Origin of the sequence: Thauera sp., assembly GCF_035444905.1 — a bacterium.
Classification (GTDB): Bacteria; Pseudomonadota; Gammaproteobacteria; order Burkholderiales; family Rhodocyclaceae; genus Thauera.
In genome coordinates this window covers 1-20,387 of the sequence record NZ_DAOMPS010000035.1, presented here as the reverse complement: position 1 = coordinate 20,387, position 20,387 = coordinate 1, and the positions used below count along the sequence as shown (strand labels likewise).

Below are 20,387 nucleotides of genomic sequence, written 5' to 3'. Positions count from 1 at the left end.
AATGTCTGATTTCCAGGACTTTGTTCCGGTCTGCATGCCATTGCGTGGCGCCACCGGGCCGCGCTCAGGTCTTCAGTTTCTGGCGGTAGGCCCGCTCCTGTTCGGCAAGCGCCGGGGCCGTGTTCAGGCCGATCGACAGGGCACGGGCCTGGGCCGCAAGGAAAAGCTGGGCGATCGCCCAGGCGTCACCGAGTGCATGGTGACGCTGAAAGGTCTCGATGCCGAAGCTCGCCATCCAGTCGGCGAGGCGCACCGGACGCTCGAAACGCTCCGGGAACAGCGTGGGCAGCAGGAAGTACAGATCCAGCCACAAGTGCTCGGTGCTCAGGCCAAGCTGCTCCTGCAGGGCGCGCTCGAGCATGTTGCGGTTGAAGGCGGCATTGAAGACGACCAGCGGACTCTTGCCGGCAAAGCCGAGCAGGGCGCTCAGGGTGTCGGCGGGAGCCGGCTCGAGTTTGGCGTAGTAGGCGGCGTCGAGGTGGATGAGCCCGCAGTCGACGGCGATGGCACCGACCGCGAGCAGGCGATCGCGCTCGAGGTCGAGGCCGCTGGCCTCGGTGTTGATCACCGCGTAGCGCGTCTCGAAGTGCGCGTGGGTGAGATCGGGCTCGGCGAGTGCCTGCCACTTCTGCAGGGTCTCGGCCGCTTCGGCGCTGAGCGCCTGACGCCCGCTGCGCGCCGAGATCAATCGTGACAGCCAGCCGGTCATAGTTGGTAGTCCAGCTTCAGACGCAGTTGCAGCTTGCGGGCCTGGCGGAAGGCTTCCTTGAGGATGCGGCGGTCGAGCTCGTTGAGCGAGTCGGGGTCGATGCGGTTGTCGCCGGGGGCGTCATGTTCGGTCTCGAGGTGCTGCGAGCGCAGCCGCAGTAACTGGATGAAGTTGAAGCCGTCGATGATCGCGGCGGCCTCGTCGGCCGAGACGCCCATGCGCCCGGCAGCCTGGCGCAGGCGCTGCACGGTGCTGCTGGAGTCCACGCCGGTTCGCAGGGCGAGGATGCGCGCGACGTCCACGAACAGGCGGGCGCCAGACTTCTTGAGGTCGATGGTGCCGTCGTCCTCAAGCACGAAGTCGCGGATGCGGCCCAGCGGCGGCACCACCTGCAGCGCGTTGACGGCCATCATGCGCAGGAAGGTCGAATTGCCCTTGACGGTCTTGTTGAGCCAGGCGCGCAACTGGTTCGCCGGCCGCTCGCTGCCGTACAGCACACGGAAATCGAAGAAGATCGAGGCGTTGAGCAGGGCCTGGGGGTCGGGCTCGCGAATCCAGGCGCCAAAGCGCGATTTCCACTCCTCGAGCGTCAGGCACAGCTCGGGGTTGCTCGCCATGATGTCGCCCTTGCACAGCGGGAAGCCGCAGGCGGCGAGGTCCTGGTTGACGTCGCGTGCGAAGGTGACGAGGCGCTGGCGGGTGCGATCGCAGTCGTCCATTTCGGCGCAGCGCCACAGTATGCCGTTGTCCTGGTCGCTGGACAGGGTCTGCTCGTGCCGCCCCTCGGAACCAAACGCGATCCAGCTGAAGTCGATGCCGTTGAGGTCGTGGCGGGCAAGGGCAAGCTCGATGATGCGGCGCGTGAGTGCGTCGTTGAGGGCGGAGATGAACTGGGTGAGCTGCTCGGCACCGATGCCCTGCGCGATCAGGTTGAGGGCGAGCTGGCGGATGTCCTTGCTCGCGCGCTGCAGCGCCTCGATATCGGCGGCGTTCTCGATGCCGGCGCGGATCTGGCGCAGGCTGATACGCTGCAGCGAGAACAGGTCGCGCTCGGACACCACGCCCTTGAGGCGGCCGTCGGCGGCGATCACGAGCAGATGACGGACGCCGTGGGTGGCCATCTCGAGCGCGGCGTCGTAGGCCGAAGCGCTGGCCGGAAGCTGGTGCGGGTTGGCCGTCATCACTTCGCCGATCGGTCGGTCGAGGTCGAAGCGGGCCAGGATCACCCTGGGCAGCAAGTCGCTCTGCGTCAGCACGCCGACCGGATGCTTGTCCGGGTCCACGACCACGATGCAACCCAGTCGCAGCTCGCTCATGCGCTCGAGCGCCGTGCGCGTGGGCGTGTCGGGGGTGACCGAGAAGGGCTCCTGCTTGATGAGCTCGGCGAGCGAGGTGGTCATCGTCTGCTGCTCGGCCGCGCGCTGGGCGAAGGTGGTCTGCAACTGCTGGCGCGACTGGTTGAGCAGGCTGGCGATGTAGTGCGTGCAGAACAGGTGGAACACCCGGCTCATCTGCATCAGCTGCAGGAAGTCGTCGGCGCTGATGTGGAAGCAGAAGCTGTCCTCGGCGGCGACGTAGGCGTTGGTCGAGGGGCGACGTGCCGAGATGGCACCAATCGGGAAGCACTCGCCGGGCCCGAGCGCCAGGCTGGCATATTCGGTGACGACCGCCCCGCGGGTCTGGCGCGCCTGCACCTTGCCCCGCTGCACGATGTAGAAGTGCTTCGGTACGCCCATCTCGGGGGTCAGGATGTCGCTGCCGCGGGGGTGGAAAGCGAGTACGGCATGCTCGGCCAGGAAGGCGAGCGCTTCGGGCTCCATGCCGTTGAAGGGCGAGAAGTTACGCAGGAAGTCGGTGCTGGCTCCCTGCAGCAGGTTGGCGGCGGTGGCGGTCATGACGGGCGGTCGTCGGGCTAATCCCGCGATTATACGGGGGCGCCCGGCGGGTGGCCTTATCGCATGCAAAACCTCATTAATGAACAGCGCCTTGGGCGCAGCTCGGTGCGCCCTCAGAGGACCTCGGCGGCGTAGTCCGCCAGGCGCGAACGCTCGCCGCGCTGCAGCGTGATGTGGCCCGAGTGGCCCCAGCCCTTGAAGCGGTCGACGACGAAGGTGAGGCCCGACGAGCCCTCGGTGAGGTAGGGGGTGTCGATCTGGGCGATGTTGCCCATGCAGATCACCTTGGTGCCGGGGCCGGCACGGGTGATCAGGGTCTTCATCTGCTTGGGCGTGAGGTTCTGCGCCTCGTCGATGATCAGGTACTTGTTGAGGAAGGTGCGCCCGCGCATGAAGTTCAGGCTCTTGATCTTGATCCGGCTGCGGATCAGGTCGCGAGTCGCGGCGCGGCCCCAGTCGCCACCTTCGCCGGCGGTGCCGTTGAGCACCTCGAGGTTGTCCTCGAGCGCACCCATCCACGGCGCCATCTTTTCTTCCTCGGTGCCGGGCAGGAAGCCGATGTCTTCGCCCACCGGCACGGTGACGCGGGTCATGATGATCTCGCTGTAGCGCTTGGTCTCCAGTACCTGGGTGAGGCCGGCCGCGAGCGTCAGCAGCGTCTTGCCGGTGCCGGCCTGACCGAGCAGGCTGACGAAGTCGATCTCCGGATTCATCAGCAGGTTGAGGGCGAAGTTCTGCTCGCGATTGCGCGCGGTGATGCCCCACACGTTGTTCTTGTGGTGGCTGTAGTCGACCAGCGTCTCGAGCACCACGCTGGGCCCGTCCTTGTCCTTGACCCAGGCCTGCAGCGGGCTGTCGCCGTCCTGGAAGACGAACTCGTTGATCAGCAGCTCGGGGGCGAGCGGACCGCTCAGGCGGTAATAGGTCTGGCCTTCCTCCTTCCACGACTGCATCCCGCGGCCATGGGCTTCCCAGAAATCCGCCGGCAGTTCGCGGGTGCCGGTGTACAGCAGGTCGCTGTCTTCCAGCACCTTGTCGTTGAAGTAGTCCTGCGCCGCGAGCCCGAGGGCGCGCGCCTTGATGCGCATGTTGATGTCCTTGGACACCAGGATGACTTCGCGCCCCGGGTGCTTGTCCGCAAGGTACATCACCACGGCCAGGATCTGGTTGTCGCCGCGTGCGGTGGGCAGCGCGGCCGGCAAGGCCACGTCGATGGCCTCGGTCTGCAGGTACAGGCGGCCGGTGGCGAGCTTGCGCGACACCTGCTCGAGTTCGATGCCGTCGCCGATGCCGTCGGGGGCCGAGCTGACGATCTCGTCCAGCAGGCGGCTCGCCTGGCGGGTGTTGCGCGCGAGCTCGGTGGTGCCCTTCTTGTTGTTGTCCAGTTCCTCCAGCGTCATGATCGGCACGTAGAGGTCGTGCTCCTCGAAGCGGAACAGGCTGGTGGGGTCGTGCATCAGGACGTTGGTATCGAGCACGAACAGCTTGCGGGCGTCTTTCTTGGCCGCCTTGCGACGGCTGAAGGCAGGGGCGGACGGGGTCTTGGTCTTGGCGGTCGCTGGCATGATGTGTCGGCAGGAGTGGGGGCGGTGACGGTCGGGTGTGGCTCAGAGCGCCTGCACGGCGGCGAGGACCTCTGCCGCGTGACCCGGTACTTTCACGCCGCGCCACTCGCGGGCGATGCTGCCCTCGGCGTCGATCAGGAAGGTGCTGCGCTCGATGCCGCGCACCTGCTTGCCGTACATGTTCTTGAGCTTCATGACGCCGAAGGCTTCGCAGGCGACCTCTTCCGGGTCGGAAATGAGCTCGAAGGGGAGCTCGAGCTTGGCCTTGAAGTTCTCGTGGCTTTTCAGGCTGTCGCGGCTGACCCCGAAAATCGTGCAGCCGGCGGCGTCGAAGTCGGCGTGGAGTGCGGCGAAGTCCCGGGTTTCGTTGGTGCAGCCCGGCGTGTTGTCCTTGGGGTAGAAATAGATCACCACCTTGCGGCCGCGCAGTGCGGCCAGGCTGATGGTTTGGCCGCCGGTGGCGGGCAGGCTGAAGTCGGGGGCGGGTTTCGCGCTCATGGGTTCTCCTGCGGGTCGGGGGCAATGCGCTGCGGGTGGATCAGGGTAGCCGAAGGCTCTCGGGGCTGACAATCTTGCCGTGCTCGAGTCGTGCCGGCCGCTCCCGTGCTGCCGGCGCTAGGCTTCGTAGAGCAGGGCGAGGGCGACGGCCCGGCTTTCGCCGACCAGGATGTTGTAGGTGCGACAGGCGGCAGCGAAGTCCATGAATTCGAAGCCGATGCGTGCCTCGATCAGCGGGCGCAGCAGTGCTGGTTGGGGAAAGCGCTGGCGCTTGCCGGTGCCGACAATGAGGATCTCGGCGCCGAGTGCGGCCGCGGCCGCGAGATCCTCGGCGCGCAGGCCCCTGAGGTCGGCCGCCGCCCCGGGTGCCCAGCCGGTGACGATGTCCCTGGCGGTCAATAGCAGGTTGCCGTCGTGACGTACCTTGCTGATCATCACATGATCGTCGCCGTAGCCGGTGACGACGTTGGTGTTGGCATTGCTGTCGAGATAGAGCTTCATGTCGCGGTTTCCGGCTGCATGGCGAAATTGCCGCAGTGCGGCAGCAAGGCTAAGATAACAATCTTTTGCAGCCGCGGGCATGCCGCGCTGCGCATCTCCCTCTGTCAGGACAGGCGAACATGAAAGCGGTGAAGACACTCGAGCTTGCAACGGTATCCCCCGACCCCGTCGTGAAGGCCGAGGCGGGTGCGTCGGCCCTGCGCCCGATCCGCAAGTCCACCAAGCTCGCCGAGGTGTGCTACGACATCCGCGGCCCGGTCCTGGTTCGTGCCAAGCAGATGGAGGACGAGGGGCACAAGATCATCAAGCTCAACATCGGCAACCTCGCCGCGTTCGGCTTCGATTCGCCCGAAGAGATCCAGATGGACATGATCCGCAACCTGCCGAATGCGGCGGGCTACTCGGATTCGAAGGGGATCTTCTCGGCGCGCAAGGCGGTGATGCACTACACGCAGCAAAAGGGCATCAAGGGCGTCGACATCGAGGACATCTACATCGGCAACGGAGTCTCGGAGCTGATCGTGATGGCGATGAACGCCTTGCTCGACGCCGGTGACGAGGTGCTGGTGCCGGCACCCGACTACCCGCTGTGGACCGCAGCGGTGAGCCTGTCGGGCGGCAAGCCGGTGCATTACCTGTGTGACGAGTCCAAGGGCTGGATGCCCGACCTCGACGACATGCGGGCGAAGATCACCCCCAACACGCGCGCGATCGTGATCATCAACCCGAACAACCCGACCGGCGCCGTCTACCCGGACGAGGTGCTCAAGGACATCATCGAGCTTGCCCGCGAGCACGACCTGATCCTGTATGCCGACGAGGTGTACGACAAGGTCCTGTATGACGGTGTCACGCACACCTCGGTTGCGGCGCTGTCCGAAGATGTGCTCACCATCATCTTCAACGGACTGTCGAAGAACTACCGCTCCTGCGGTTATCGCGCCGGCTGGATGGTGGTGTGCGGCGACAAGCGTCGGGCGCGCGATTACATCGAGGGCCTCAACATGCTGGCTTCGATGCGCCTGTGTGCCAACGTGCCGGGCCAGTACGCGATCCAGACCGCGCTCGGTGGCTACCAGAGCATCGACGACCTGGTCGCCGAGGGCGGGCGCATGCGCCGCCAGCGCGATCTGGCGTGGGAGCTGATCACGCAGATCCCGGGCGTGAGCTGTGTCAAGCCGCAGGCCACGCTGTACATGTTCCCCAAGCTCGACCCCAAGGTGTACCCGATCAAGGACGACCAGGCCTTCATCGCCGAGCTGCTCGAGGAAGAGCGCGTGCTGCTGGTGCAGGGGTCGGGCTTCAACTGGCCGCACCCCGACCACTTCCGCCTGGTCTTCCTGCCGCATGAGGACGACCTGCGCGACGCCGTCGGCCGCGTGGCCCGCTTCCTCGAAAACTACCGCAAGCGCCACGGTACCTGAGCTTTCACCGTGAGACGACGCCAGCGCCGTCTCGCTCCTGCCCCCTCACTCCTGATTCCTGACGCGAAAAATGAAACCCATCAATGTTGGCCTTCTTGGCATCGGTACCGTCGGCGGCGGCACCTTCACCGTTCTGAAGCGCAACGCCGAGGAAATCACCCGGCGCGCCGGTCGCCCGATCGTCATCACCACCGTGGCCGACAAGAATCTGGAGCTCGCGCGCAAGGTCACCGGCGGCGCAGCCAAGCTCACCGATGACGCCTTCGCCGTCGTCACCGATCCCGAGATCGACATCGTGGTCGAGCTCATTGGCGGCTACGGCGTGGCCAAGGAGCTGGTGCTCAAGGCGATCGAGAACGGCAAGCACGTGGTCACCGCCAACAAGGCGTTGCTCGCGGTGCATGGCAACGAGATCTTCGCCGCGGCGCAAGCGAGGGGCGTGATGGTGGCCTTCGAGGCGGCGGTCGCCGGCGGCATCCCCATCATCAAGGCGCTGCGCGAGGGCCTGACCGCCAACCGCATCGAATGGCTGGCGGGCATCATCAACGGCACCACCAACTTCATCCTGTCAGAGATGCGCGACAAGGGCCTGCCCTTCGCCGAGGTACTGAAGGAAGCGCAGGCGCTCGGCTACGCCGAAGCCGACCCGACCTTCGACATCGAGGGCGTGGACGCCGCACACAAGGCGACGATCATGAGCGCGATCGCCTTCGGCATCCCGATGCAGTTCGACAAGGCCTACATCGAGGGTATCAGCAAGCTCGACTCGATCGATATCGGCTACGCCGAGCAACTCGGCTATCGGATCAAGCTGCTCGGCATCGCCCGCATGCGCGACGCCGGCGTGGAGCTGCGCGTGCATCCGACCCTGATCCCGGCGAAGCGCCTGATCGCCAACGTCGAGGGTGCGATGAATGCGGTGCTGGTGCAGGCCGATGCGGTCGGCGCCACGCTCTACTACGGCAAGGGCGCCGGCGCCGAGCCCACTGCGTCGGCCGTCATCGCCGACCTGGTCGATGTCACCCGCCTGCATACCGCCGACCCCGAGCACCGGGTGCCGCACCTGGCCTTCCAGCCCGATCAGGTGCAGGACCTGCCGGTGCTGCCGATCGAGGAGGTCGTCACCTCCTACTACCTGCGCATGTGCGTGGCGGACAAGCCGGGCGTGCTCGCCGACATCACCCGCATCCTGGCCGACAGCGACATCTCGATCGAGGCCCTGATCCAGAAGGAAGCGGCCGAGGGCGAGACCCACACCGACATCATCCTGCTCACCCACCAGACGGTGGAGCGCAATGCCAACGCCGCGATCACCAAGATCGAGGCCTTGCCGGTGGTGCAGGGCAAGGTGACCAAGCTGCGCATGGAAAGCCTGTGATCCCGGGCTGAAACCGCGACCAGGGCCGTTCCCGCTGGAGCGGCCTTTTTCGTCAACTGCATCGCCGACCGCGATGGAGCGGCGCCGGGGAGGAGAGGCATGAAGACCGTTATCGATCAGATTTTCACCGGTCGGGTGCGGCCGATGCTGCCCGAGGGAGAGCCGACCGCAATCCACAAGACCGCCGTGGAAGGTGCGTTGCGCCTGACCGCGACCGGGCTGGAGGGTGACGAGCAGGGTGATCTGCGTCACCACGGCGGCCCCTGGAAGGCCTTGCACCATTATCCGGTCGAGCATTACGCCGTCCTCGCCCAGGAATGGCCGCAATGCGCCGCCCTGCTCGGTGCGGGCTTACTGGGCGAGAACATCAGCACGCACGGCCTGACCGAGCACGAGGTCCATGTCGGCGACATCTTCCGTATCGGCCATGCCCGCGTGCAGGTCAGTCAGCCGCGCTCGCCCTGCTGGAAGATCGACCGCCGCCTGAAGGTGGATGACGCCTCGCGCTTTGTCGAGGCGGCCGGGGTCACCGGCTGGTATTACGCGGTGCTGACGCCGGGAGAGATCGCTGCCGGTGATTTCATCGAGCTCGAGGAGCGGCCCAATCCCTGGCTCACGCTCGCGGATTACTGGGACACGGTGATCGCGCACCGCCCCGATCCGCTTGCCTTGCGCCGCATCGCGGCGGCAGTCGGCCTCGCACCCGAGAAGGCACAACGCTGGCAGGAGCGGGCCGACTGGCTGGAGCGCCATGGCTTGAGCCCGAAAGCCTGAGCGCGCGTCGAGCAGAGCGAGGTGCGACCGACTACACTTGCAGGGCGGCACCGAGCCGCCTGGCTTCGTCCCCAACCGCGCAATCGGACGCCGTTCCGCTCACCATGGCCTTCAAACTGATCACCTTCGCGCTCATCCTCCTCGGCATCGCCGTACTGGGCATGCGTGGTTACCGGGCGGCCGTGCATCGCTTCGAGCGTGAGGCGGGGGCGGGTGGCTCGCAGCAGGCCTTGAACGAAGCGCACTGCGAGGAGGCGAAGCGGGAGCGGCCGCCAGCCTGAGACCGCTGCGTTGATACGACCACCGGGAGAACACCATGTCCAGCCATGTGTACAAGATGATCGAATTGGTCGGTTCGTCGCCCAAGGGCACCGACGATGCGATTCAGAACGCCATCGAGACGGCGGCCCAAAGCATTCGCCACATTGACTGGTTCGAAGTCCTGGAGACGCGCGGCCATGTGGTCGATGGCAAGGTCGCGCACTTCCAGGTCACGCTGAAGGTGGGCTTCAGGCTCGAGACGAGCTGAAGCGGAGCTGGTTTTCGCCGCCCCTCGGTCATGCAGGCCGAGGGGGCGTTCATCGCTGCGCGTCAGACCGGCGTCGCGCCGGTGATCTGGTGCAGGCGGCTGACGGTGTCACCGTCCAGTCCGAGTCGCTGCGCGAGCTGGCGCAGGTAGGCGACCTCGGCCGGGGTGTCGATATCGATCGCGAGCAGCGAGGCGGCATAGACCTCGGCACCCACCAGCGGATTCGGCACCTCGGCAATCAGACCCTGGAGGTCGAGCGGGCGGCGAAGCTCGTCCATCAGGAAGCGCTTTTCCTCGGCGCTCACGCCGTCATCGCTGAGCTTGCCGACGATGCGCTGGATTTCGGTTTCGTCCACGTCGCCGTCCGCCTTCGCTGCCGAGATCATGGCGCGCAGGATCAGCGCCTCGGTGTCGGGCGCCGTCATCGATGACAACTGCTGCGCCGAGATGTCGCCCCCCGTCAGGCCGGCCATCGAGGCGCGGCTCGTGCTCCAGTTCTTGAACGCCGCGAGTGCAATCGTTGCCAGCAGCCCGATTGCAGCGTTGCTGCCTCCGCCTTGTGCCGAGGACGCGCCGCGCCCACCCCCCAGCAAGCCCCCGAGCAGGTCGCCGAGCCCGCCTGCGCCTGCGCCGGGTGCGGCCGGACGCTGGCCCAGCATGCCGCCCAGCAGATCGCCCAGGCCGGCGCCGCTGCCGCTGGCGCCACGACCGCCGCCAAGCGCGGCACCGAGCAGATCGCCCAGCCCGCCGCCACTGCCGGCGCGGCTGCCGGTTGCGCCGGCCTGTCCGCCCAGCACGGCGCCGAGAAGATCGCCGATACCACCCGGGCCGGCGGCATGTTCGAGCCGCGAGCGGCTTTGTCCGGCCATGCCTTGCTGCAGGATCTGACCAAGTAGGTTGCCGAGGCTCATGGGTGCTCTCCGATCGAGGATGGATGAAGCCATTGTAGCCATCCACGGCGATTGGGTGCGGTACGCGGGCGTGATTCGTTAGAATCACGGTTTCGCGCATCGGTCGGCAAGCCTGCGCCCACCGACCATTCCAATCTCAAGGACTGCCTCGTGAAGTACATCTCCACCCGCGGCCATGCCGGTCAGCCCGCCAACCCCGAATTCTGCGACATCCTGCTCGGTGGCCTTGCGCCGGACGGCGGTCTTTACCTGCCCGAGCGTTATCCGCAGGTGAGCCGCGCCGAACTCGATGCCTGGCGCGGCCTCTCGTACGCCGAGCTGGCCTTCGCAATCCTGTCGAAGTTCATCACCGACATCCCGCCCGCCGACCTCAAGGCGATCTGCGACAAGACCTACACGGCCGAGGTCTATTGCCATGCGCGCGCCGGCGACGATGCCAGCGACATCACGCCGGTGCACTGGCTGGAAGAGGGACGGTTGGGCCTGCTCCAGCTGTCCAACGGCCCCACGCTCGCCTTCAAGGACATGGCGATGCAGTTGCTCGGCAACCTGTTCGAGTACGTGCTGGCCAGGCGTGGCGAGACGATCAACATCCTCGGTGCCACCTCGGGCGACACCGGTTCGGCCGCCGAGTACGCGATGCGCGGGAAGCAGGGTGTGCGCGTCTTCATGCTCTCGCCGCACGGCAAGATGAGCGCCTTCCAGCGCGCGCAGATGTATTCGCTGCAGGACGACAACATCTTCAACATCGCCGTCACCGGCATGTTCGATGATGCCCAGGACATCGTGAAGGCGGTCTCCAATGACCACGGCTTCAAGGCCGCGCACAAGATCGGTGCGGTCAATTCGATCAACTGGGCGCGTGTCGCCGCGCAGATCGTCTACTACTTCAAGGGCTATTTCGGGGCCACGAAGAGCAACGACGAGCAGGTCGCCTTCTGCGTGCCCTCGGGCAACTTCGGCAACATCTGCGCCGGCCACATTGCGCGCCAGATGGGCCTGCCGGTGGCGCGGCTGATCCTCGCCACCAACGAGAACGACGTGCTCGACGAGTTCTTCCGCACCGGCATCTATCGTCCGCGCAAGGCGGCCGAGACGCATGTCACCTCCAGCCCGTCGATGGACATCTCGAAGGCATCGAACTTCGAGCGCTTCGTCTTCGACCTGGTCGGTCGCGACCCGCAAAGGGTCGCCGCGCTGTGGGCCGAGGTCGACGCCGGGCGTCCCTTCGATCTGTCGGCGTCGGCCGAATTCGCGCGCATCGCCGACTTCGGCTTCATCTCGGGCGCGAGCAGCCATGCCGATCGTCTGGCGACGATCCGCGAGGTCTTCGAGCAGTATGGCGTGATGATCGACACTCACACCGCCGACGGCGTGAAGGTTGCCTGGCAGCACGCGGCCGAACTGCCGGCGGGCGTGCCGCTGCTGGTGCTGGAGACCGCCTTGCCGGTGAAGTTCTCCGAGACCATCGTCGAGGCGCTCGGCCGTGAGCCCGAGCGCCCGGCAGACCTCGAGGGCATCGAGAAGCTGCCGCAGCGGGTGACGGTGATGGCGCCCGATGTCGATGCGATCAAGCGCTTCATCACCGAGCGCGTCACGCCGCAGTAAGGCTCACTGGCGCTGCTTGTCGGCGCTGCCGGGGAGCATGCGCCTGAGGATGTCGTCGCGGTCGATGAAGTGGTGCTTCAGCGCGGCCGCAACGTGACCGGCAAGCGTCGCCGCGAGCAGCCAGTTGAGGTACTTGTGGGTGGCCTGCAGCAGGGTGCCGAGCGCCTCGTCCTTCGCCAGCAGGTCGGGGATGGGGAGCACGCCGAACCACACCGTGGGCACGCCCTTGGCCGAACTCATCAGCCAGCCGGTGAGCGGAATCGCCAGCATCAGCACGTAAAGCATCAGGTGGCCCGCATGGGCCGCGAAACGCAGCGTGGGCGACATGCTCGCGGGCAGCGGCGGAGGGGGGTGGCGCAGGCGCCAACCCAGGCGCAGCACGGCGAGCGTGAAGAGCGTCAAGCCGGCCCACTTGTGCCACGAGATCAGCTTGAGCTTCTCAGGCGAAAAGGGCAGGCCTTCGACATACATCCCCAGCGCCATCGAGGCCGGAATCAGGACCGCCATCAGCCAGTGCAGCAGCTTCGCCGTGGCGGTGTAGCGGACGGCGGGTGTCATGCGGGCACTCCCTGCTCGAAGGCGAAGATATCCATGGCCAGTACGCGATCGTCGATGCCTGCGTGCAGGCGCCTGGCGGCCGGGCGCTCGCCCGCCGCACCCAGGGCGACGTACAGCGGCAGCAAGTGTTCGTCGCTCGGGTGGGCGCGTGCGGCGTCCGGTGCCTGCTGGCGATAGTCGAGCACGGCGGGGATGTCGCCGGCCGACAGGCGGTCGCCGAACCAGTCTGCGAAGCGGCGGACATAGGGCGGCGTGTCCGGCTCGCGCGTATCTCGGAAGCGGAAATCGGCCAGGTTGTGGGTCAGGTTGCCGGAGGCTAGGATCAGGAAGCCACGTTCGACCAGTGGCGCGAGACTGCGCCCCAGTTGCCAGGCCGCGGCGGGCCCGCCGTGGCTCTGGATCGACAGCGGCACGACCGGGACATCGGCGTCCGGAAACATGGTCCGCAGCGGGATCCAGGCGCCATGGTCGAGGCCACGCGCCGCATCGCGCTCGACCGGCAGGCCGGCGGCGAGGAGGGTCTGCACCACTTCCTCGGCCGCTTCGCGGCAGCCGGTGGCGGGATAGCGCAGGCGGTAGAGTTCGGCCGGAAAGCCGTAATAGTCGTGAATCGTCTCCGGCCGCCCAGCAAAACCGACGGTCGGGATCGTGGTGTCCCAGTGGGCGCTGACAACGACCACGACGCGGGGCTGCGGCAGGCGCCGAGCCGTTTCAACCATGGCAGCGCCGGCCGCGCCCGGGCGCAGCGCGAACAGGGGCGAGCCGTGAGGGACGAACAGGGAGGGCAGGCTGGAGGGCATATTGGTTCGGGGTGGATCGCGTTGAATCCACTATAGGCGCCACGCCTGATCCCGGATACCGCACAATCAAGACATTTCTGTTGCAGGAATGACAACAATGGACCGGTTGGACGCAATGCAGCTCTTTGTCCGCGTGGCCGAGACGGGCAGTTTCTCGATGGTCGCGCAGCAGCTGGGCATCGCGCGCTCGGTCGTGACACGCAAGATCGCTGCGCTCGAGGCCCATCTGGGGGTCAAGCTCATGGAGCGCAGCACCCGCCGTCTGACCTTGAGCTCGGCGGGCACGGCCTTCCTCGAGCGCTGCCGGGTGATCCTGAATCTGGTCGAGGTCGCCGAGGCCGATGTCGCCCAGGAGCGCGCCACGCCGCGCGGGAGGATTCGCCTGAGCCTGCCGCTGAGCTTCGGGCTGCGCCGGCTGACGCCGCTCTTGCTCGACTTCTCGCAACGCTACCCCGAGGTCGGGCTGGACACGGAGTATGCCGATCGCAAGGTGAACCTGATCGAGGAGGGCTTCGAGCTGGCGATCCGCATCACCGCGGAGCTCGAGCCCGGCGACATCGTGCGCCGCCTGGCAAGCTGCCGTCTGCTCGTGGTCGCCGCCCCCGCCTATCTGGCGCAACATGGCCGGCCGCAGCATCCGCGCGAGCTCGCGCACCACGACTGCCTGGGTTACATGACGCGATCGGGCAGTCAGCTGTGGCGCTTCAACGTCGATGGCCGGGCTGAGAACCATACGCCGCGCTGTCGCATCAATGCCAACAACGGCGATGCGCTGATGGAAGCCACGATCCGCGGCCTGGGGATTTCGGTGCAGCCGGACTTCATTGCGGAAGAGGCGCTGGCGAGCGGCAAGGTCGAATCGATCCTCGACGCCTTTGCGCCGCCCGAGCTGGGCGTTTTCGCGGTGTTGCCGAGCAATCGCCATGTACCGCACCGGGTGCGGATGCTGATCGACTTTCTGGCGGAAAGACTCTCGGCCGAACGGCCGGGAGATGGTGCCTTGGGCGAGACTCGAACTCGCACGGCTTTCGCCACTACCCCCTCAAGATAGCGTGTCTACCAATTTCACCACCAAGGCATTCCCACGCAGCAAGCCTTCCAGTCGCGCCAACGCGTCGCTTGCCGGCTGTGCTGAATGAGGGCGCGGATTATAGCCGCGACCCCCAGGGGGCCGTCAAGGGCCGCCGCTAGGGTCGGCAGTGGCGCCTGTGGCCTGGGGGTCGAGCTGAAAACCGAAGCGGGCGGCAAGCGCGCTCCGTGGGCAGGCGACGAGCCTGTGCCCGCGCCAGAACAGCGCCTCGACGGCGGTGCCGCTGAGGGTGGCAAGCAGGGCATCGTCGCTGGCGGGCTGGCCCTGCGCATCGCACAGCTCGGCAATGAAGCTCGCGAGGTCGCGATCATCGACCACGCCCGCTCCGGCATCGGTGGCGAGGACGATGCAGCCTTCCTCGTCGATGCACACGGGGGCACAGGGTGTGACGGCGCGGCCGGTGTGGCTCGACAGGCGGCCGTCGGGTTGCAGGCGCAGCACCAGCGGGGCGCGTTCGAGGCGCACATAGACGCGCTGCGGGCCGTTGTTGACGAGCCAGTTGCCCTCGGCGTCATGGGCGTAGTGGGCGTTCAGAAAGGCGATCAGCCCCGGGTGGGCGATGCGTTCTTCCTTCAGGCGCCAGTTGCCACGCGCGTCGAGCGACAGCCAGCCGTAGCAGGCGGGGACGTCGGGCCAGGGGGGCAAAGGGGTGGCCATGGTCATGCGCGCCAGAGGCCGGCCTGCAGGCTCATTCCTCGATGTGGCGCAGCGACAGATCGAGTGCGCGCACGTCCTTGGTCAGGGTGCCGATCGAGATGCGGTCGACACCCGTCTCGGCGATGGCCCGCACGCGTTCCAGGTTCACGCCGCCCGAGGCTTCGAGTTCGGCACGGCCGGCGGTGATGGCGACGGCCTCGCGCATCTGTTCCAGGCTCATGTTGTCGAGCAGGATCATCGTGACGTCGGCATCGAGCGCCTCCTCCAGCTGCTCGAGGGTCTCGACCTCGACCTCGATGAAGACGTTGGAGGGTGCGATCAGGCGCGCCTGCTCCACCACCTCGTGGATGCCGCCGGCGGCGATGATGTGGTTCTCCTTGATCAGGATGCCGTCGTAGAGGCCGACGCGGTGATTGGTGCCGCCCCCGATCGCGACCGCGTATTTCTGCGCCAGGCGCAGGCCGGGGAGGGTCTTGCGCGTATCGACGATGCGCGCCTTCGTGCCTTCGACCGCATCCACGAAGCGCCGCGTCACGGTGGCCGTGCCCGACAGCAACTGGAGGAAGTTGAGCGCGGTGCGCTCGGCGGTCAGCAGCACGCGGGCGCGGGCGAGGATCTCGCACAGCACCTGGCCAGGCTGGACGCGGTCGCCGTCCTTGACGTGCCAGTGCACGACGGCTGCCGGGCTGAGGGCGGCGAAGGCGGCATCGAACCAGGCCGTGCCGCAGATGATGGCGTCCTCGCGGGTGATGACGCGGCCGCGCGCTTCGGTCTCGGGGGCGATCAGCCTCGCCGTGAGGTCGCCGGTGCCGATGTCCTCGGCGAGCGAGGCTGCGATGTTGCGCTGGATTTCGACGCGGAGCTGTTCGGAGAGCATGGTGGCGGCCACGAGAGTAGGACAGGGGCGGATTCTAGCACCTGGTCCTGGCCCCGGTCGGGGCGGCGCCCGCTGCACTCACCGTGGCGTGCGTGGGGCGGCGTTGCGGGGTGGACGCTGCGCCTCGATCAACCAGCCGTTGAAGATGCCGCGCGCAGCGTCGATAGTCTCGCTGGCGGTGAGACCGACGGGGCCGATGCCTTCGCGCGCGAGTCGATCGGCCGCCGCGCCGTGCAGATGCACCGCGGCGATGAGGGCTGACTCGGGCGGCCAGCCCTGCGCGAGCAGGCCGACGGTGAGGCCGGTGAGGACGTCGCCCATGCCGGCACTGGCCATGCCGGGGTGACCGGTGCCGTTGATGAACCAGCGCCCGTCCGCGGTGGCGATGATGCTGCCGCAGCCCTTGAGCACGACCAGCGCCTGGTAGCGGCGCGCGATCTCCAGTGCGGCGCGCAGGCGGTCGCGCTGCACGCTGGCGGTGTCGCAGGCGAGCATGCGCGCAGCCTCGGCCGGATGCGGGGTCAGCACGCTGGGTGCCTGGCGGGCGCCGAGCGCCGCGCTGAGGCCGGCGTCGGCGCCGATCAGGTTGAGGGCGTCGGCGTCGAGCACGAGCGGGATGTCGCGTTCGAGGGCGGCGGCGAGCAGTCCTTCGGACGCCGCCTGGGTGCCCAGGCCGGGGCCCACGGCCAGCGCGCTGAGCCGTTCGGGCAGGCCGCCCGCGTGGCGCAGCATCAGCTCGGGGCGGACGAGATCGACCGCCGGGCCATGCTCGTCGAGCAGCCCGACATACACGCGCCCGGTCCCGAGCCAGAGCGCCGCACGGCCGGCGAGCAAGGCGGCCCCCACCATGCCCGTATTGCCGCCGAGGATGCCGGCGTCGCCATAGATGCCCTTGTGCGTGTTGCGCGGGCGTGGCCGCAGCAGGCCGCGAAACAGCGAGGGTGCGATGGCGTGGCCGCTGGCGGGCAGCCAGGCCTCGGCGTCGATGTCGATGCGCTGGACGCTGATCTCGCCGCAATAGTCCGGGCCGTCATTGGTGAGCAGGCCCGGCTTGAGTGCAATGAAGGTGGTGGTGTGGGTGGCGCAGAAGGTGGCGCCGAGCGGCTCGCCCGAATCGGCATTGAGTCCGCTGGGCACGTCGAGCGCCATGCGCGGCACCGGTTGTGCGTTCAGGGTGTTGATCCAGCTGGCGTAGCGGCCTTCGATGCGACGAACGAGACCGATGCCGAACAAGGCGTCGACGACCAGCGCCCAGCCGTTGGCCGGCGCGGCCGGCAGGTCGGACACGAGGGTGCCGCCGGCCGCGACGTAATCGGCATGGGCTTTGGCAGCCTCGGCCGGCAACCTGTCCGCCGTCGCGCAGAAGGCGACGATCACCTCGCGCCCGGCCTGGGCGAGCTGGCGCGCCATCACGAAACCGTCACCACCATTGTTGCCGGGGCCGCAGGCGACCAGGATGGGGCCGGGGCGGTCCATGATCAGGCGCACCGCGTCCTCGGCGGCTGCCCGCCCGGCGCGCTCCATCAGCGGCGGGCGGGCGCTCGGGATGAGCTTGTTCTCGATGGCGCGGATGCCGGCTACGGGATAGATGGGCCGCAAGGGGCTGAACATGCGAAAACTCCCTGAAGTGAGCCGGGGATTCTAATTGCCTTGGCGGCCTGGCGGATGCGCCGCCGTGCTTCAGCAGGCGGGGCGGGGCTTCTCGGGGCGGATCTCGTTGCTCAGCTCGGCGCTGCCGTCTTCGGCAACGGACTCCAGGCGGACGGTGAAGCCCCACAGGCGGGCGACGTGGCGCAGCACCTCGTCGGTGCTGTCGGCGAGCGGGCGGCGGTGGTAGGGCTGGTGGCGCAGGGTCAGCGAGCGGTCGCCGCGCAGGTCGACGTTCCAGACCTGGATGTTGGGTTCGCGCGCGCCCAGGTTGTACTGGTCGGAGAGGATCTCGCGCACGCGCCGATAGCCGCTGTCGTCGTGGATGGCGGAGACCTCCAGCTTGTCCTTGCGGTCGTCATCGAGGACGGCGAACAGGCGGAAGTCGCGCATGAGCTTGGGCGACAGGTATTGCGCGATGAAGCTCTCGTCCTTGAAGTTGCGCATCGCGAAGTCGAAGGTCTCGAGCCAGTTGCTGCCGGCGATCTCGGGGAACCAGCGCCGATCCTCGTCGTCCGGGTTCTCGCAGATGCGGCGGATGTCCTGCCACATGGCGAAGCCGAGCGCGTAGGGGTTCATTCCACTGAACCAGCGGCTGTTGTAGGGCGGCTGATACACCACATTGGTGTGCGACTGCAGGAACTCCAGCATGAAGCTGTCCGCGACCAGGCCCTCATCGTAGAGGGTGTTGAGCAGGGTGTAGTGCCAGAAGGTGGCCCAGCCCTCATTCATGACCTGGGTCTGGCGCTGGGGGAAGAAGTACTGCGAGATCTTGCGCACGATGCGCACCACCTCGCGCTGCCAGGGCTCGAGCAGCGGGGCGTTCTTCTCGATGAAGTAGAGCAGGTTTTCCTCCGGTTCGGGCGGGAAGCGCTGCTCCTGCTTGGGGCCGGGCCGGGTGTCGTGGGTCGGGAGCGTGCGCCACAGGTCATTGACCTGGCTCTGAAGGTATTCCTCGCGTTCCTGCTGGCGCAGCTTTTCCTTTGCCAGCGAGAGCTTGGGTGGGCGCTTGTAGCGATCGACGCCGAGGTTCATCAAGGCGTGGCAGGAGTCGAGCAGCAGCTCGACCGCCTCCTCGCCGTAGCGTTCCTCACACTGGGTGATGTAGTTCCGCGCGAACACCAGGTAGTCGATGATCGCATCGGCATTGGTCCACGAGCGGAACAGGTAGTTGCCCTTGAAGAAGCTGTTGTGTCCGTAGGCGGCGTGGGCGATCACCAGGCCCTGCATCGTCAGCGTGTTCTCCTCCATCAGGTAGGCGATGCACGGATTGGAGTTGATCACGATCTCGTAGGCCAGGCCCATCTGGCCGCGCTTGTAGCCCTTCTCGGTGGCGAGGAAGTGCTTGCCGAAAGACCAGTGGTGGTAATTGACCGGCATGCCCACCGAGGCGTAGGCATCCATCATCTGCTCGGCCGTGATGATCTCGATCTGCACCGGGTAGATGTCGAGGCCAAAGTCGGCCGCCACGCGGGCGATCTCGCTGTTGTAGCGGTCGATCGCCTCGGCGGTCCATTCCGAGCCGCTGGGCAGCGGCGCCTTCCTGTGCTTGCGGCCTTCCAGGGTCGTCATGGCATTCATGCGATGGTCTTCTTGAACAGTTCACGAAACACCGGATAGATGTCGGCTGGCGATTCGATGCGCTGCATGGCGAAGTTGTCGTGCTCACCGCTGAGCTTGGCGTATTCGCGCCACAGGTTCTGCGGCTCGCCGGCGGTGATCTCGATGTAGGCGAAATACTGGCACCAGGGCAGGATCTCGTTGCTGAGCAGGCGGCCGCAGATCGGCGAGTCGTTGTCCCAGTTGTCGCCGTCCGAGGCCTGCGCGCCATAGACGTTCCACTGCCCGCTGGCGTAACGCTCGCGCAGGATGTCGCGCATCATCACCAGCGCACTCGACACCACTGTGCCGCCGGACTCGCGCGAGTGGAAGAACTCGTCCTCGTCCACTTCCTTGGCCACGGTGTGATGACGGATGAAGACGACTTCGATGTGCTCGTAGCTGCGGGTCAGGAACAGGTAGAGCAGCATGAAGAAGCGCTTGGCGATCGACTTGCGCTCCTCGTCCATCGAGCCGGAGACGTCCATCACGCAGAACATCACCGCCTGGGTGGTCGGGCGCGGCACCTTGATGCGGTTGTTGTAGCGCAGGTCGAAGCTGTCGATGAAGGGAATGCGCTCCACCTTGGCGCGCAGCGCACCGAGCTCTTCGCGCAGCAGCCGCACCTCCTCGCTGTCCTCGCCGCAACGGGGCAGTGCCTCTTCGAGCGCCTGCTGCAGCTCGCGGATGCGTGCGCTGTAGGGGGAGCCGAGCGCCAGCCTGCGTCCGAGCGCGCCGCGCATCGAGCGGATGATGTTGATGTTGGCCGGCGTGCCATCGGACTTGAAGCCGGCGCGCTGGGTCTTGTAGTCGGTGACCTTGGCGAGCTGGGTGCGGATCAGGCGCGGCAGCTCGAGGTCCTCGAAGAACAGGTCGAGGAACTCCTCGCGCGAGAGCTGGAAGACGAAATCGTCCTCGTGCTCGCCCTCGTTGCTCGCCTTGCCCTTGCCCGAGCCACCGCTGCCGCCCAGCGGGCGATTGATGCGGTCGCCGGTGCTGAACTGGTCGTTGCCCGGAAAGACCTGCTCCCAGACACCGCCCTTGCCGTGATGCAGCGAGGGCTCGGAGAGGTCGCGAGCGGGGATGGAGATCTGCTCGCCATTGTCGAGGTCACGGATGGAACGACCGTGAATGGCCTCAGACACCGCCTTGCGGATCTGCTGCTTGAAACGGCGCATGAAGCGCTGGCGGTTGACCGCGCTCTTGTTCTTGCTGTCGAAGCGTCGGTCGATGATGCGAACCATATCTCCTCCCTGTGCCATGCCCCGGGCGGGCGAGGCATCCGGCCCCGCCGCGCCCCTGTGGCAGCCTTACGACGACTTGCGCACGCGCAGGTACCACTCGCACAGCAGGCGCACCTGCTTCTC

Annotated in this window: 19 protein-coding genes, 1 tRNA gene and 1 pseudogene; 7 read left to right on the top strand and 14 right to left on the bottom strand. The window is 66.9% G+C overall.

Annotated features, from left to right (window positions below):
- Positions 1–64: 64 nt before the first annotated feature.
- From PLC66_RS14980 to PLC66_RS14960, 5 genes are all read right to left on the bottom strand, one after another.
- On the bottom strand, positions 65–709 hold the full coding sequence (locus PLC66_RS14980) for a 3'-5' exonuclease (protein ID WP_324541807.1): 645 nt from the start codon (positions 707–709) through the stop codon (positions 65–67).
- Complete coding sequence (locus PLC66_RS14975) at positions 706–2,604, bottom strand: DUF294 nucleotidyltransferase-like domain-containing protein (RefSeq protein ID WP_324541805.1); 1,899 nt, start codon at positions 2,602–2,604, stop codon at positions 706–708. The genes PLC66_RS14980 and PLC66_RS14975 overlap by 4 nt, the downstream gene beginning before the upstream one ends.
- A 113-nt stretch (positions 2,605–2,717) precedes the next feature.
- Positions 2,718–4,169 (bottom strand): PhoH family protein, encoded by a 1,452-nt coding sequence (locus tag PLC66_RS14970; RefSeq protein WP_324541802.1) that lies wholly within the window; start codon positions 4,167–4,169, stop codon positions 2,718–2,720.
- A 42-nt stretch (positions 4,170–4,211) separates the two neighbouring features.
- Positions 4,212–4,667 carry a peroxiredoxin gene (locus PLC66_RS14965; RefSeq protein ID WP_324541800.1) on the bottom strand — a complete coding sequence of 152 codons (456 nt, stop codon included), beginning with the start codon at positions 4,665–4,667 and terminating at the stop codon, positions 4,212–4,214.
- Positions 4,668–4,784: 117 nt separating this feature from the next.
- Positions 4,785–5,168 carry an Mth938-like domain-containing protein gene (locus PLC66_RS14960; protein ID WP_324541799.1) on the bottom strand — a complete coding sequence of 128 codons (384 nt, stop codon included), beginning with the start codon at positions 5,166–5,168 and terminating at the stop codon, positions 4,785–4,787.
- A gap of 119 nt (positions 5,169–5,287) precedes the next feature.
- Here PLC66_RS14960 and PLC66_RS14955 point away from each other — a divergent pair, with 119 nt between their 5' ends.
- From PLC66_RS14955 to PLC66_RS14935, 5 genes are all read left to right on the top strand, one after another.
- Positions 5,288–6,592 carry a pyridoxal phosphate-dependent aminotransferase gene (locus PLC66_RS14955; protein ID WP_324541797.1) on the top strand — a complete coding sequence of 435 codons (1,305 nt, stop codon included), beginning with the start codon at positions 5,288–5,290 and terminating at the stop codon, positions 6,590–6,592.
- A 70-nt stretch (positions 6,593–6,662) separates the two neighbouring features.
- Positions 6,663–7,970: a homoserine dehydrogenase gene (locus PLC66_RS14950; RefSeq protein WP_324541795.1), complete on the top strand. Its 1,308-nt coding sequence runs from the start codon at positions 6,663–6,665 to the stop codon at positions 7,968–7,970.
- A gap of 99 nt (positions 7,971–8,069) precedes the next feature.
- Positions 8,070–8,744: an MOSC domain-containing protein gene (locus PLC66_RS14945; RefSeq protein ID WP_324541794.1), complete on the top strand. Its 675-nt coding sequence runs from the start codon at positions 8,070–8,072 to the stop codon at positions 8,742–8,744.
- A gap of 104 nt (positions 8,745–8,848) precedes the next feature.
- A complete protein-coding gene (locus PLC66_RS14940; RefSeq protein WP_324541792.1) occupies positions 8,849–9,025 on the top strand; it encodes a hypothetical protein in 177 nt (58 codons plus the stop codon).
- A gap of 35 nt (positions 9,026–9,060) precedes the next feature.
- The gene (locus tag PLC66_RS14935; RefSeq protein WP_324541790.1) at positions 9,061–9,273 is read left to right on the top strand and encodes a dodecin; all 213 of its coding nucleotides are present in this window, start codon (positions 9,061–9,063) and stop codon (positions 9,271–9,273) included.
- Between the two features lie 62 nt (positions 9,274–9,335).
- Here PLC66_RS14935 and PLC66_RS14930 read toward each other — a convergent pair whose 3' ends face one another.
- The gene (locus tag PLC66_RS14930; RefSeq protein ID WP_324541788.1) at positions 9,336–10,184 is read right to left on the bottom strand and encodes a tellurite resistance TerB family protein; all 849 of its coding nucleotides are present in this window, start codon (positions 10,182–10,184) and stop codon (positions 9,336–9,338) included.
- A gap of 150 nt (positions 10,185–10,334) precedes the next feature.
- On the opposite strand from PLC66_RS14930, the gene thrC reads away from it, so the two are divergent.
- Positions 10,335–11,792 carry a threonine synthase gene (thrC, locus tag PLC66_RS14925; protein WP_324541786.1) on the top strand — a complete coding sequence of 486 codons (1,458 nt, stop codon included), beginning with the start codon at positions 10,335–10,337 and terminating at the stop codon, positions 11,790–11,792.
- Between the two features lie 3 nt (positions 11,793–11,795).
- Here thrC and PLC66_RS14920 read toward each other — a convergent pair whose 3' ends face one another.
- Both PLC66_RS14920 and PLC66_RS14915 read right to left on the bottom strand, forming a co-directional pair.
- Positions 11,796–12,350: a cytochrome b gene (locus PLC66_RS14920; RefSeq protein WP_324541783.1), complete on the bottom strand. Its 555-nt coding sequence runs from the start codon at positions 12,348–12,350 to the stop codon at positions 11,796–11,798.
- Positions 12,347–13,069: a DODA-type extradiol aromatic ring-opening family dioxygenase gene (locus tag PLC66_RS14915; protein ID WP_324541781.1), complete on the bottom strand. Its 723-nt coding sequence runs from the start codon at positions 13,067–13,069 to the stop codon at positions 12,347–12,349. Before PLC66_RS14915 ends, PLC66_RS14920 begins: the two co-directional genes overlap by 4 nt.
- A gap of 169 nt (positions 13,070–13,238) precedes the next feature.
- On the opposite strand from PLC66_RS14915, the pseudogene PLC66_RS14910 reads away from it, so the two are divergent.
- Positions 13,239–14,063 (top strand): annotated as a pseudogene (locus tag PLC66_RS14910) (LysR family transcriptional regulator); the annotation flags it as partial.
- 80 nt (positions 14,064–14,143) lie between these two features.
- Here PLC66_RS14910 and PLC66_RS14905 read toward each other — a convergent pair.
- The 6 genes from PLC66_RS14905 to PLC66_RS14880 form a co-directional block, all read right to left on the bottom strand.
- Positions 14,144–14,228, bottom strand: a tRNA-Leu gene (locus PLC66_RS14905).
- Between the two features lie 96 nt (positions 14,229–14,324).
- Entirely contained in the window at positions 14,325–14,897 is a 573-nt protein-coding gene (locus PLC66_RS14900) for a DUF2946 family protein (protein WP_324541779.1), read from the bottom strand.
- Positions 14,898–14,928: 31 nt separating this feature from the next.
- Complete coding sequence (gene nadC, locus PLC66_RS14895) at positions 14,929–15,774, bottom strand: carboxylating nicotinate-nucleotide diphosphorylase (protein WP_324541777.1); 846 nt, start codon at positions 15,772–15,774, stop codon at positions 14,929–14,931.
- Positions 15,775–15,852: 78 nt separating this feature from the next.
- Positions 15,853–17,385 carry an NAD(P)H-hydrate dehydratase gene (locus PLC66_RS14890; protein ID WP_324541775.1) on the bottom strand — a complete coding sequence of 511 codons (1,533 nt, stop codon included), beginning with the start codon at positions 17,383–17,385 and terminating at the stop codon, positions 15,853–15,855.
- A 69-nt stretch (positions 17,386–17,454) separates the two neighbouring features.
- Positions 17,455–19,002 (bottom strand): SpoVR family protein, encoded by a 1,548-nt coding sequence (locus tag PLC66_RS14885; RefSeq protein ID WP_324541773.1) that lies wholly within the window; start codon positions 19,000–19,002, stop codon positions 17,455–17,457.
- Positions 18,999–20,264 carry a YeaH/YhbH family protein gene (locus tag PLC66_RS14880; RefSeq protein WP_324541771.1) on the bottom strand — a complete coding sequence of 422 codons (1,266 nt, stop codon included), beginning with the start codon at positions 20,262–20,264 and terminating at the stop codon, positions 18,999–19,001. Before PLC66_RS14880 ends, PLC66_RS14885 begins: the two co-directional genes overlap by 4 nt.
- Between the last annotated feature and the right edge of the window lie 123 nt (positions 20,265–20,387).

Coding starts and splice junctions, on each gene's coding strand:
- PLC66_RS14945 (WP_324541794.1), top strand. CDS start 8,070: ATGAAGACCGTTATCGATCAGATTTTCACCGGTCGGGTGCGGCCGATG.
- PLC66_RS14885 (WP_324541773.1), bottom strand. CDS start 19,002: ATGAATGCCATGACGACCCTGGAAGGCCGCAAGCACAGGAAGGCGCCG.
- PLC66_RS14900 (WP_324541779.1), bottom strand. CDS start 14,897: ATGGCCACCCCTTTGCCCCCCTGGCCCGACGTCCCCGCCTGCTACGGC.
- nadC (WP_324541777.1), bottom strand. CDS start 15,774: ATGCTCTCCGAACAGCTCCGCGTCGAAATCCAGCGCAACATCGCAGCC.
- PLC66_RS14940 (WP_324541792.1), top strand. CDS start 8,849: ATGGCCTTCAAACTGATCACCTTCGCGCTCATCCTCCTCGGCATCGCC.
- PLC66_RS14920 (WP_324541783.1), bottom strand. CDS start 12,350: ATGACACCCGCCGTCCGCTACACCGCCACGGCGAAGCTGCTGCACTGG.
- PLC66_RS14890 (WP_324541775.1), bottom strand. CDS start 17,385: ATGTTCAGCCCCTTGCGGCCCATCTATCCCGTAGCCGGCATCCGCGCC.
- PLC66_RS14970 (WP_324541802.1), bottom strand. CDS start 4,169: ATGCCAGCGACCGCCAAGACCAAGACCCCGTCCGCCCCTGCCTTCAGC.
- PLC66_RS14960 (WP_324541799.1), bottom strand. CDS start 5,168: ATGAAGCTCTATCTCGACAGCAATGCCAACACCAACGTCGTCACCGGC.
- PLC66_RS14880 (WP_324541771.1), bottom strand. CDS start 20,264: ATGGTTCGCATCATCGACCGACGCTTCGACAGCAAGAACAAGAGCGCG.
- PLC66_RS14980 (WP_324541807.1), bottom strand. CDS start 709: ATGACCGGCTGGCTGTCACGATTGATCTCGGCGCGCAGCGGGCGTCAG.
- PLC66_RS14965 (WP_324541800.1), bottom strand. CDS start 4,667: ATGAGCGCGAAACCCGCCCCCGACTTCAGCCTGCCCGCCACCGGCGGC.
- PLC66_RS14915 (WP_324541781.1), bottom strand. CDS start 13,069: ATGGTTGAAACGGCTCGGCGCCTGCCGCAGCCCCGCGTCGTGGTCGTT.
- PLC66_RS14930 (WP_324541788.1), bottom strand. CDS start 10,184: ATGAGCCTCGGCAACCTACTTGGTCAGATCCTGCAGCAAGGCATGGCC.
- PLC66_RS14975 (WP_324541805.1), bottom strand. CDS start 2,604: ATGACCGCCACCGCCGCCAACCTGCTGCAGGGAGCCAGCACCGACTTC.
- PLC66_RS14950 (WP_324541795.1), top strand. CDS start 6,663: ATGAAACCCATCAATGTTGGCCTTCTTGGCATCGGTACCGTCGGCGGC.
- PLC66_RS14935 (WP_324541790.1), top strand. CDS start 9,061: ATGTCCAGCCATGTGTACAAGATGATCGAATTGGTCGGTTCGTCGCCC.
- PLC66_RS14955 (WP_324541797.1), top strand. CDS start 5,288: ATGAAAGCGGTGAAGACACTCGAGCTTGCAACGGTATCCCCCGACCCC.